The following is a 12,783-nucleotide window of genomic DNA, read 5'->3' as shown; positions in this document are numbered from 1 at the left end:
AGGACGGGGTATAAGCCCGTCCTCCAACTACTGCGCTCTTACATCAAGCCATTACTTGCCGATACGCGCGTGCAGTTCCTGTACCGAAGTTACCTGCTCGGTAGGATCCGCCTTCAGCGCCATCGCCGTGGCGAAGCCGCCGTTCAGCGTGGTGTCGTAATGCACTTTGTATTGCAGCGCGCTGCGGCGAATCAGCTTGGAGTCTTCAATCGCCTGACGGCCTGCCGTGGTGTTCACAATGTAGGTGTACTCGCCATTCTTGATGCGATCCTGAATGTGCGGGCGGCCTTCATGCACCTTGTTGACCAAGCGAGGGTTAATCCCCGCTTCACCCAGCACCACAGCGGTACCGTGAGTCGCATCCAGTTCGAAGCCCTGTTTCAGCAGGCTGGCGGCTAAATCCACCACGCGGGCTTTGTCACCTTCGCGCACCGACAGCAGCGCACGACCCTGTTTCTTCATCCCGGAGTTGCTGCCCAGCATCGCTTTGGAGAAGGCTTCGGCGAAAGTGCGGCCAACGCCCATCACTTCACCGGTCGAGCGCATTTCTGGCCCGAGGATCGGGTCAACGCCTGGGAATTTATTAAATGGCAGCACCACTTCTTTCACCGAGTAGTACGGCGGGATAATTTCTTCGGTCACGCCCTGCTCAGCCAGCGACTGACCAACCATCACGCGCGCCGCCACTTTCGCCAGCGGCACGCCGGTAGCTTTGGAGACGAACGGTACGGTACGTGCCGCACGCGGGTTCACTTCGATCAGGTAGACTTCGTTGTTTTTCACCGCAAACTGCACGTTCATCAAACCGCGCACCTGCAACTCAAACGCCAGCTTTTCAACCTGCTGACGCATTACATCTTGGATCTCTTTGCTCAGGGTGTAAGCCGGCAGTGAACACGCGGAGTCACCGGAGTGCACGCCAGCCTGTTCGATGTGCTCCATGATGCCGCCAATCAGCACGCGTTCGCCGTCGCAGATGGCATCAACGTCCACTTCTACCGCATCATCCAGGAAGCGATCCAGCAGCACCGGGGCGTCGTTAGACACGCTGACGGCATTCTGGAAGTAGCGGCGCAGGTCGACTTCGTCGTAAACGATCTCCATCGCACGGCCACCCAACACGTAAGATGGACGCACCACCAGCGGATAACCAAGCCCAGTGGCTTTTTCTACCGCCTGCTCAATGGTGGCTACCGTGGCGTTGGCCGGTTGTTTCAGGCCCAGGCGGTTAACCGCCTGTTGGAAACGTTCGCGGTCTTCGGCACGGTCGATCGCATCTGGGCTGGTGCCGATAATCGGCACGCCTGCGGCCTCCAGCTCACGCGCCAGCTTCAGCGGAGTCTGGCCACCGTACTGCACGATCACGCCTTTTGGCTTCTCGATACGCACGATTTCCAGCACGTCTTCCAGCGTCACCGGTTCGAAGTACAGGCGATCCGAGGTGTCGTAATCGGTAGACACGGTTTCCGGGTTACAGTTGACCATGATGGTCTCGTAACCGTCTTCACGCAGTGCCAGCGAGGCATGCACGCAGCAGTAGTCGAATTCGATACCCTGGCCGATACGGTTCGGGCCACCGCCCAACACCATCACTTTCGGACGATCGTTGGTTGGGTTGGATTCGCACTCTTCTTCATAGGTGGAATACATGTAAGCGGTGTCGGTAGCGAATTCAGCAGCACAAGTATCAACACGTTTGTAGACCGGGTGCAGGTTAAAGCTGTGGCGCAGCTTGCGGATTTCGTTTTCGGAAACACCCACCAGCGTAGCCAAACGCGCATCGGCAAAACCTTTACGCTTCAGCGTGCGCAGGAACTCGGCGTTCAGGCTGTTGATGCCCGTTTCAGCCACTTGCTCTTCCAAACGCACCAGCTCCTCGATCTGCACCAGGAACCAGCGGTCGATATTGGTCAGGTTGAACACGCCGTCGATAGACATACCGGCGCGGAAAGCGTCAGCGATATACCAGATGCGGTCACAACCGGCTTCCTTCAGTTCGCGGCGGATCTTGGTCAGCGCTTCGGGATCGTCCAGGCTCACTTTCGGATCAAAACCGGTCGCGCCCACTTCCAGGCCACGCAGCGCTTTCTGCAAGGATTCCTGCTGGGTACGGCCAATCGCCATCACTTCACCAACCGATTTCATCTGGGTGGTCAGGCGATCGTTAGCACCGGCAAATTTCTCGAAGTTGAAACGAGGAATTTTGGTCACCACGTAGTCGATAGACGGCTCAAAGGACGCCGGAGTACGGCCGCCAGTGATGTCGTTCATCAGTTCGTCAAGCATGTAACCCACCGCCAGCTTGGCGGCAATCTTGGCAATCGGGAAGCCGGTGGCTTTCGACGCCAGCGCAGAAGAGCGGGACACGCGCGGGTTCATTTCGATCACGATCAGGCGGCCGGTTTTCGGGTTTACCGAGAACTGCACGTTGGAGCCGCCGGTTTCGACGCCGATTTCACGCAGCACCGCCATCGAGGCGTTACGCATGATCTGGTATTCTTTGTCGGTCAGCGTCTGTGCCGGGGCGACGGTGATCGAGTCGCCGGTGTGGATGCCCATCGCGTCGATGTTTTCGATGGAACAGACAATGATGCAGTTATCGTTCTTGTCGCGCACCACTTCCATTTCATACTCTTTCCAACCGATCAGCGATTCGTCAATCAACAGCTCTTTGGTTGGCGATAGATCCAGACCGCGCTCGCAGATCTCTTCGAACTCTTCGCGGTTGTAGGCAATACCGCCACCGGTGCCGCCCATGGTAAACGACGGGCGGATAATGCACGGGAAGCCGACGTCAGCGGCCACCGCCAGCGCTTCTTCCATATTATGGGCGATGCCGGAGCGCGCGGTATCCAGGCCGATTTTCTTCATGGCGATGTCGAAACGGCGGCGATCTTCCGCTTTGTCGATGGCATCGGCCGTGGCACCGATCATGGTCACACCGAACTCGGCCAGCACGCCTTGGCGCTCCAGTTCCAGCGCACAGTTCAGCGCCGTCTGGCCGCCCATGGTCGGCAGTACCGCATCCGGGCGCTCTTTTTCGATGATTTTACGCACCACTTCCCAATGAATCGGCTCGATGTAGGTCGCATCGGCCATTTCCGGGTCGGTCATGATGGTTGCCGGGTTGGAGTTGACCAGAATAACGCGGTAACCCTCTTCACGCAGCGCCTTACACGCCTGAGCACCGGAGTAGTCAAACTCACACGCCTGGCCGATAACGATCGGGCCAGCGCCGAGGATCAGGATGCTTTTTATATCTGTACGTTTTGGCATGGCTGTTATGGCTCCTGATTATTTGGCGTTGGAACGGTAAGTCTCAATCAGTTCGATAAAGTGATCGAACAGCGGCGCAGCATCGTGCGGGCCTGGGCTGGCTTCAGGGTGCCCCTGGAAGCTGAACGCCGCTTTGTCGGTGCGGTGGATCCCTTGCACCGTGTGGTCAAACAGGGATTTGTGCGTGACGCGCAGCGTAGCGGGCAGATGATTTTCATCCACCGCAAAGCCGTGGTTCTGCGCGGTGATCATCACGGTGTTGTTATCCAGATCTTTGACCGGGTGGTTGCCACCGTGATGGCCGAGCTTCATCTTCACGGTCTTCGCACCGCTAGCGAGCGCCAGTAGCTGATGGCCCAGGCAGATGCCAAATACCGGAATGTCGGTTGCCAAAAACTGTTTGATGGCGGTAATCGCATAATCGCACGGCTCCGGGTCGCCCGGCCCGTTGGACAGGAAGATACCGTCCGGATTCATTTTCAGCACGTCAGCGGCCGGGGTTTGCGCAGGCACCACCGTCAGGCGGCAGCCGCGATCCACCAACATACGCAAGATGTTGCGCTTGGCGCCGTAGTCGTAGGCCACCACGTGGTAGGGCAGTTCGCTCGCTGCTTTCGCTTCCGGCAAGTCACCTTCAAGCGTCCAACTGCCCTGCTGCCAGGCGTAAGCTTCTTTGGTGGTGACTTCTTTCGCCAGATCCATGCCTTTCAGGCCAGGGAAGGCTTTGGCCTTTTGTAGCGCCAATTCAGCATTGGTGACATCACCGGCAATGATACAGCCGTTTTGTGCGCCCTTTTCGCGCAGCAGACGGGTCAATTTACGGGTATCGATATCGGCAATCGCCACGATGTTGTTGCGCTTGAGGTACTCGGCAAGACCTTCTTCGTTGCGATAGTTGCTGGCAATCAGTGGGAGGTCACGAATGACGAGGCCTTGAGCGTGAACAGCGGAGGATTCTTCGTCGGAAGCATTGGTGCCGACATTGCCGATATGAGGATAAGTAAGAGTAACGATCTGGCGGGAATAGGAAGGATCAGTGAGGATTTCTTGATAACCGGTCATCGACGTATTGAAGACCACTTCCCCCACTGCCGTACCTTCTGCCCCGATGGCCCGACCGTGGAATTGGGTTCCGTCTTCCAGAACCAATAGCGCTGACTTAATCAAAACACCCTCCAAGGAATAATCAATCATAATATTTGCATATTAATTCAGATTTCACCGCCTAAATCAATGCAAAAACCGCCATCAAGGCTAATTTTTGGCAAATTGGGCGCATTTTAATGATGAGCACCTGACTTGTCTACTCAAAGCACCATTTTTTATCGTATTTTTGCTGTTCTCACGGTTTTATGGGCTTCACACTGATAAAAACATACGGAAACTCGGGCTAGTAAACGGTTGCGAGACACAATGACACAGAAAAGCCATGATAACCGCTAAAACAGAGCCCTGATGAACAAATGAAGAGAGAAAAAGGAGATAAAGCAAAAGATAACTGATTAAAAAAGGCCATACATCATAAATATTGACCGTAAGCCCTATTTTTATGGTTAAAAAAAGGACAATAAAATTATTGTCCGATTATCATAGCACTATGATCAATACAACCACATCAAGATGGCATGCAAAACATTATAACTGCTCTAAACCAAGGACATCACGCATATCAAACAGCCCTTTTTGCTGCTTGGTGATCCAGGATGCCGCGCGCACCGCACCATTGGCAAAAGTCATGCGGCTGGATGCTTTATGCGTAATTTCTATCCGTTCGCCAATATCGGCAAACATGGCGGTGTGCTCGCCCACGATATCTCCGGCGCGAATCGTGGCAAAACCGATGCTCTTCGGATCGCGCTCACCGGTATAGCCAACGCGTTGGTAAACCGCACACTCTTTCAAATCACGCCCCAACGCCCCGGCGATGGCTTCGCCCATTGCCAGCGCAGTGCCGGAAGGAGCATCCACCTTGTGGCGGTGATGCGCTTCGACAATTTCAATATCGGTATAGTCGCCCATCACCTTGGCGGCTTTTTCTAACAGTTTGAGCATCACGTTGACGCCAACGCTGAAGTTGGCAGCAAACACGATGCCGATATGTTGTGCAGCATCGCCGATCGCCGCTTTACCAGCATCATCAAAACCGGTGGTACCAATGACCATGCCTTTTTTATGTGCCACGCAGAACGCCAGATGTGCCAAGGTGCCTTCTGGGCGGGTGAAATCGATCAGAATATCGAAATCATTAGCCACGCTATCCAGGCTGTCGCTGACGGCCACCCCCAGCGCCCCAACACCGGCCAGTTCACCAGCATCAGTTCCCACCAGGCTTGAGCCTGGGCGCTCCAAAGCCGCCCCCAACATCACGCCCTGCGCCTGCTGCACCGCCTGAATCAATTGACGCCCCATGCGGCCACCGGAACCCGCAATCGCGATGCGGACCTGTGAATCAGTCATACTTTTCTCTCTTCTTGATTTTGGTGCCCCTATGACGAGCATAAGGTTCAGAGTAACTGCCCTGCATGATCACTGCCAGAGGATTTCATGCAGAATTAGAATATTATGTTATCCCGATGCTTTTATCAGTAACGCTATCAATTGATTAACAATCAGACAAGCAAGAACGCACGCATGGATTTACATAATTATGCAGTTTCTATGCAGAAAAAAGATCGGTTCGGGAGGCTGGATCACCGGACGGATACGCCATTAAAAACCCGCCAAGAAGGCGGGTGAGTTATGCCAAGCTAAAAATCAACTACGCTCGGCGATAGGTTATGGAGCCGCAAGCCCCTGCACCACCTCAGCTTTTAACAGCTCAGCCAACAATCCATGCGTTTTAGTGGTGGGGTGCATGTTGTCCCAGAATACAAACGCCGCATTGCTGCTCTTACATACCGCTTTCGCAGCGCCTCCCACGGCATAGCTGTAGCCACTTTGGGAAACATCCAAGCAGGTGTCCGTCTTATTCACAAAGCCGTATTGGCCGCTGTTTTCCAGCACCTGTTTAAAAGCCTCATCCAGCCTCAGCGTATAAAACGTCGTTTGAGGATATTCGGCGTTCAGCTTAGCGATAAGCTTCTCGACCTTGTCATTAAACTGAACGCTATTCTCTTTCAGCTTAGCCTTATCAGCGTCCGTCCACTTGGCAACGTTGGGTATCACTGAAAAATCTGGCAGCCGGAACACCGCCACCTGCTTTGCCCCTAATTGGGCCAGGCGATTCAGCTGTGTTGTGTATTGACCAATAACCTCGTCGGCACTTTTTCCGCCCGTTACAAAGTCATTCCCGCCAAACAGTACGGTAAACAGCGTCTTGCCAATGTCGTACCCCTTAGTGCGAGCATGATAATCCCTGAACGAATCCATCTGTTTACCGAATCCGTTAAAGAACGGTTTCTCTCCACTCTCCGCGTTGCCGGTCGCCCACACATAGCTTGGCAGATTCAAGGCCGTGGAAAGGTATTCATGCCAAAGCTTGCCATTAGAGAAGTGGCCCAATAGCCAAGAGCTACTATTCGGCACGGTACCGTATGAACCGTTATAGACGTTGATGGTATCGCTCAGACTGTCGCCAAACACCACCATACGCTCAAGCTCCCTGCCGCCAACCTTGATAACCGGCTGGTTAGCCCCTTGATTCCAAATCACATAGTAATAGGACAAGGTGTAATCAGAGGCATAAGGGATAACAATAGGGGAACTGACGCCTGCGGCCGCCAGAGTGCTGGTGCACAAGTTCATCACCTCCGCATAGGGTGCTTCGGTATAGAACATGTTTGCCAGCGGCATTGAGTTGTACCAATACCCTTTCAGCTTCGCATAGTTACTACCCACTTTCGCCCATAGCCAAGATGAGGATGGATTGCTGTCATCCTGGCCGCCCACTTTATAGACACATTTTACATAGGTTGTGGTATCACCCGCGAACAGCGCTCTGGCCTGTTTGCTGGGGGCCTCATACTGAGGTGGGGCCGACGTTGCTACAATACTGTCACTGGCAGCAAACGCGCCGCTTGATGCCAGAACCCCTGCTACAAATGAATAAATCGCTATCTTTTTCATGGTAATCCTCATCATTTCGTTAAATTTCATCGTTGTGGATAGAAGGTTATCGCCATACGCCAGGTACAAAAAAACCCGGGCAATGCCGGGCTGATAACGTGCTTTCAGCGGTTAACCACCACTTAATCACCCCCTCTGCAGGTAGGCGCCGCTATCCCACTCCCTGGGTGCTAGCTACAGCGCCATACTGCTTAAACGAATGTACGCAGCGAACGATAAGTGTTCACCCGGTTGCGGTAGTGTGGTCGGTGTCAGTGCCTGTATCGCCGGTTTAGCGGCTGTTTGAGCAGGGATAGCGCAGATAAAAAAAGCGCCACGAATGGCGCTTCAGACTGCTGACAAAGCCGGTTATTAGGGAGAGCGTGCCGAAGGGGTCGTAGCGGCGTAAGCCGCCGGAGCGCCCCTCGGTGCGCTAGGCCCGGGTATCTCAGGCTTAAAGACCACTTTGTCATCAACCTCAAGCGCCACGAATGGCGCTTGATAAGCTCTATAACTTGAAATGTCTTGGGTCTTGTCAGACCCTAACGAAAAACGGGAAGCCATTGGCTTCCCGTTGTTGACGCGCTATGTAGCGGCCTAATCGATCTGCTTGATATCTACCCGCAGCTCTTTCGGCACTTCAAACACGATATTCTCTTCACGACCGCTGACTTCATGAACATCCAGACCGCCCAGCACTTTCAAGCGGCTGATCACGTCCTGAACCAGCACGTCTGGTGCGGAAGCGCCCGCAGTCACGCCGATGGTAGCCGCATCTTTCAGCCAAGATTCCTGAATATCTGCCGCTGAATCGATCAGATAAGCCGGTTTACCCACGCGCTGCGCCAGTTCGGCCAGACGGTTGGAGTTGGAGGAGTTTTTTGACCCCACCACCAGCACCACATCAGCATCCCCCGCCAGATTACGCACCGCTTCCTGGCGGTTGGTGGTGGCGTAGCAGATGTCGTCTTTGCGCGGCCCGATGATATTCGGGAATCGCTTGCGCAGCGCATCGATCACCTCGGAGGTATCATCCACCGACAACGTGGTCTGCGTCATAAAGCACAGGTTACCTTCGTTCTTTACCTGCAACTTGCGGACATCTTCCGGCGACTCCACCAGGTACATGCCCCCTTTCGGGTTACTGTACTGGCCCATGGTGCCTTCTACTTCCGGGTGCCCGGCATGACCAATCAGAATCGCTTCAGTGCCCTTACGGCTGGCACGGGCGACTTCCATATGCACTTTGGTCACCAGTGGGCAGGTGGCATCGAACAACATGGTCAGTTCGCGCGCTTTCGCTTCGGCACGCACCGCCTGAGAAACCCCGTGCGCAGAGAAGATCAGGATCGAGCCGTCCGGCACTTCCGAGATCTCTTCAATAAACACCGCACCGCGTTCGCGCAGGCTGTCTACCACATAGCGGTTGTGCACCACTTCGTGGCGCACGTAGATAGGTGCGCCGTAAATCTCCAGCGCACGCTCCACAATGCTGATCGCACGATCAACCCCGGCACAAAAACCGCGTGGGTTAGCCAGCAATATTTGCATGCGTTGCCTCCTGCTGCGGCTGCGGGTCGATCTCCAGCACTTCAATATCGAAGGTGACCAGGTGCCCCGCCAACGGATGGTTAAAATCCACGGTGATGGAATCTTCCGCTACTTCACGCACCACGCCCGGCATTTCGCTGCCGTCGATGGCGGTAAACAGCATGATGGTCCCCACCTCCGGCACGCCGGTTTCGGCAAAGTCACGGCGCGAGAAGAACTGGATCAGATCCGGGTTCTCGGTACCGAATGCCGCTTCCGGTTGCAGGGTGAAAGCGCACTTGTCACCAGCCCGCAAGCCCAGCAGTTGCTGCTCCAGCGGTGCCGACAGGCTGCCATCACCCAAGCGGAACAGCGCCGGTTTGCCATTACCACGGGTGGATTCTGCGGTCGAACCGTCCGCCAGTTTCAGCGTAAAATGCACCAGTACCGCGCTGTTGCTGCTAACCTGAGCCGTCATATTACTTACCTTCGCTCTTCACGCGTTTCTTCGCTGGCAGAAAACCTTCCAGCACAATCATGGCTGCCCCGACGCAGATAAAGCTGTCTGCCAGGTTGAAGGTCGGGTAGTGCCAGTTACCGATGTAGAAATCGATAAAATCCACGACAAAACCATGCCACAGGCGATCAAACAGGTTACCGAGCGCACCACCAATAATCAGGGCATAGGCGATATTGCTCAGCTTCTGCTGCGCGCTGTTGCGATACATCATCACCAGCAGTACCGCCACGATCGCGATAGCAATACCGGCAAAGAACCAGCGTTGCCAACCACCGTGATCCGCCAGGAAACTGAACGCCGCGCCGTAGTTACGCGCGTAATACAGGTTGAATGACGGGAACAACGGCTGGGTCTGGCCCAGCACGAAGTTATTCAGGATCCACTGTTTGCTGGCAAGATCCAGCGCCAACACCACCACTACCAGCCAAAGCCAGCGCAAGCCGGTCGAACTTATCGGTCTACTCATCAGGCACTCATTTTTCAGGCATTCAGTTATCAGGCAAAGTTACGCTTTTCACCGTCACCGGCGACGTTGGTGACACAGCGGCCGCAGAGCTCCGCATGTTCCGCCACCTGGCCGATATCGGTGGTGTAATGCCAGCAACGCGGACATTTCTCACCAGCCGCGGTGCTGAACGCAATTTTCAGCCCTTTCAACAGTTCACTTGGCTGCGCATCCGCCGGAGCATCGGCCAGTGGTGCCACCGTGGCAGCCGAGGTCAACAGCACAAAACGCAATTCATCCTGCAGGCTATGCAGGCGTGCAGCCAGATCGTTATCTGCATACAGAGTGACTGCCGCTTCCAACGAGCCGCCAATGCGCTTATCCGCACGCGCCTGCTCCAGCACCTTGTTGACTTCACCACGCACTTTCAGCAGATCGTCCCAGAAGCCATCGTTCATGCCTTCGCCTTCGGCCAGCCCGAACAGGCCGCCGTACCACTCTTCAGTGAACACAAACTGCGCGCGCTTGCCCGGCAGGAAGGCCCAGATTTCATCGGCGGTAAAGGACATGATCGGTGCCATCCAGCGCACCATCGCTTCGGCAATGTGGAACAGCGCAGTCTGGCAGCTACGGCGAGCGATACTGTCGCTCTTCGCGGTGTACTGGCGATCTTTGATGATATCCAGATAGAAGGAGCCCATTTCGACCGAGCAGAACTGCATCAGGCGCTGCACCACTTCATGGAAATCATAGTTGGCATAAGCCTGCTCGATATCCTGCTGTGCCGCCAACGCACGGCCAACCGCCCAGCGATCCAGCACCACCATCTCATCTGGAGCCACGCAGTCGGTGCTTGGCTCAAACCCGTTCAGGTTAGCCAGCAGGAAACGCGCGGTATTGCGGATGCGGCGATAGGAGTCGGCTGCACGCTTGAGGATTTCGTCAGAAACCGCAATCTCACCGGTATAATCGGTAGAAGCCACCCACAAGCGCAGGATGTCGCCACCCAGCTTGTTCATCACGTCCTGCGGGCTGACGGTGTTGCCGATGGATTTGGACATCTTGCGGCCCTGACCATCCACGGTGAAACCGTGGGTCAGCACTTCTTTATAAGGCGCTTTCCCCTTCATGGCGGTCGAGATCATCAACGATGACATAAACCAGCCGCGATGTTGATCAGAGCCTTCCAGATACATGTCGGCACCGTGGCCGTTGAACTCAGGGCGCACATCCACCACCGAAGAATGGGTTGAACCTGAGTCAAACCATACGTCCAGCGTGTCTGGCACTTTCACGTAGTCGGCCGCTTCAGCGCCGAGGATATCGGCGGCGTCCAGATCCCACCACGCCTGAATACCCTCCTGCTCAACGCGCTTCGCCACTTCTTCCATCAGCTCGACGCTGCGCGGATGAAGCTGTTCGGTATCTTTGTGCACGAACAGCGACATTGGCACACCCCAGGTACGCTGGCGCGAGATACACCAGTCTGGGCGGTTTGCCACCATCATTTCGATACGTGCCTGGCCCCAATCCGGGATCCATTTCACGCCTTTGATCTCGGCCAACGACTGCTGACGCAGGCCCTTTTGCTCCATGCTGACGAACCACTGTGGCGTGGCACGGAAGATGATCGGCGTTTTGTGACGCCAGCAGCACGGGTAGCTATGCAGCAATTTCTCAACGTGCAGCAGCCCGCCTTTTTCGCGCAGCAGCTCAACGATCAGATCGTTAGCCTTGAACACAAATTTGCCATCCAGTGACGGGTAGGTGCCCGGCAGATAGCAGCCGTTCGGGCCAACCGGGTTAGCCACTTCCAGGCCGTATTTCTGGCCGATCACGAAGTCATCCGGGCCGTGGCCCGGCGCGGTGTGTACCGCACCGGTACCGGCGTCCAGCGTGACGTGATCGCCCAGGATCACAGGCACATCAAAGCCCATAAACGGATGCGTGAAACGCATCAGTTCCAGATCGGCACCTTTACAGTCGTCCAGCACGGCCCAATGGGTAATGCCGACACGCTTCATCACGCTTTCAACCAGGTCTGCCGCCAGGATCAGGCATTGGCCTTCGACCTGCACCAGTTGGTAGGCAGATTCCGGGTTCAGCGAGATCGCGCGGTTAGCAGGCAATGTCCAAGGGGTTGTGGTCCAGATCACCAGAGAGATCGGGCCATCAACGCTGCGCACGCCAAATTTAGCCGCAACTGCCGCCGCATCCACCGCCTGGAACGTCACGTCGATCGACGGAGACGCTTTGTCGTAATACTCCACTTCCGCTTCTGCCAGCGATGAACCGCAGTCGGTACACCAGTGCACCGGCTTGGCACCTTTCAACAGATGGCCGTTGCTGATGATCTTGCCCAGCGCGCGGATAATATTGGCTTCAGTTTTGAAGTCCATGGTCAGGTACGGATGTGCCCAGTCCCCCAGGATCCCCATACGGATAAAGTCTTTCTTCTGGCCTTCGATCTGTTCGGCCGCATACTCACGGCATTTCTGGCGGAATTCTGCCGGGGTCAGTTTCTCGCCCGGTTTGCCATACAGTTGCTCAACCTTCAGTTCGATCGGCAGACCGTGGCAGTCCCAGCCGGGAACGTAAGGCGAGTCAAAACCGGCCATCCCTTTGGACTTGATAATAATGTCTTTAAGAATCTTATTAACGGAGTGACCAATATGCAGGCTGCCATTCGCATACGGAGGGCCGTCATGCAGAATAAAGGATTTCTTGCCCTTCTTGGCAGCACGAATAATCCCGTACAGATCCTGCTCATACCAATGTGCCAGCATGCCAGGTTCGCGCTTGGCGAGATCGCCACGCATCGGGAACCCTGTTTCCGGCAAGTTCAGGGTATTCTTATAGTCACTCATTAGATTCTCGGTTCCGTTTTCGGCTATATACCCGTCATACTTCAAATTGCAGGTGCGTTGGCTCTCCTCGCTCACCCCAGTCACTTACTCATGTAAGCTCC

General features: G+C 55.2%; 8 protein-coding genes. All 8 read right to left on the bottom strand.

Annotated features, from left to right (window positions below; all coding sequences use genetic code 11):
* Positions 1 to 51: 51 nt before the first annotated feature.
* Positions 52 to 3,276 (bottom strand): carbamoyl-phosphate synthase large subunit, encoded by a 3,225-nt coding sequence (gene carB, locus AC2A1E_RS13865; protein ID WP_484384240.1) that lies wholly within the window; start codon positions 3,274 to 3,276, stop codon positions 52 to 54.
* Positions 3,277 to 3,294: 18 nt separating this feature from the next.
* Complete coding sequence (carA, locus tag AC2A1E_RS13860) at positions 3,295 to 4,443, bottom strand: glutamine-hydrolyzing carbamoyl-phosphate synthase small subunit (RefSeq protein WP_484384239.1); 1,149 nt, start codon at positions 4,441 to 4,443, stop codon at positions 3,295 to 3,297.
* A gap of 468 nt (positions 4,444 to 4,911) precedes the next feature.
* Positions 4,912 to 5,733: a 4-hydroxy-tetrahydrodipicolinate reductase gene (gene dapB / locus AC2A1E_RS13855; RefSeq protein ID WP_484384238.1), complete on the bottom strand. Its 822-nt coding sequence runs from the start codon at positions 5,731 to 5,733 to the stop codon at positions 4,912 to 4,914.
* Positions 5,734 to 6,051: 318 nt separating this feature from the next.
* Positions 6,052 to 7,341 (bottom strand): SGNH/GDSL hydrolase family protein, encoded by a 1,290-nt coding sequence (locus AC2A1E_RS13850; protein WP_484384237.1) that lies wholly within the window; start codon positions 7,339 to 7,341, stop codon positions 6,052 to 6,054.
* A 576-nt stretch (positions 7,342 to 7,917) separates the two neighbouring features.
* Positions 7,918 to 8,871 carry a 4-hydroxy-3-methylbut-2-enyl diphosphate reductase gene (gene ispH / locus AC2A1E_RS13845; RefSeq protein WP_484384236.1) on the bottom strand — a complete coding sequence of 318 codons (954 nt, stop codon included), beginning with the start codon at positions 8,869 to 8,871 and terminating at the stop codon, positions 7,918 to 7,920.
* A complete protein-coding gene (gene fkpB, locus AC2A1E_RS13840; RefSeq protein ID WP_484384235.1) occupies positions 8,852 to 9,328 on the bottom strand; it encodes an FKBP-type peptidyl-prolyl cis-trans isomerase in 477 nt (158 codons plus the stop codon). Before fkpB ends, ispH begins: the two co-directional genes overlap by 20 nt.
* A gap of 1 nt (position 9,329) precedes the next feature.
* Positions 9,330 to 9,836 (bottom strand): signal peptidase II, encoded by a 507-nt coding sequence (lspA, locus tag AC2A1E_RS13835; protein WP_484384234.1) that lies wholly within the window; start codon positions 9,834 to 9,836, stop codon positions 9,330 to 9,332.
* A 29-nt stretch (positions 9,837 to 9,865) separates the two neighbouring features.
* Entirely contained in the window at positions 9,866 to 12,682 is a 2,817-nt protein-coding gene (gene ileS, locus AC2A1E_RS13830; RefSeq protein ID WP_484384233.1) for an isoleucine--tRNA ligase, read from the bottom strand.
* Positions 12,683 to 12,783 lie beyond the last annotated feature (101 nt).

The sequence above is a fragment of the Serratia sp. HNCC26DJ206 genome, assembly GCF_057180605.1.
The sequence above is the reverse complement of the archived record's forward strand: the minus strand, read 5'-3'. Positions and strand labels throughout refer to the sequence as shown.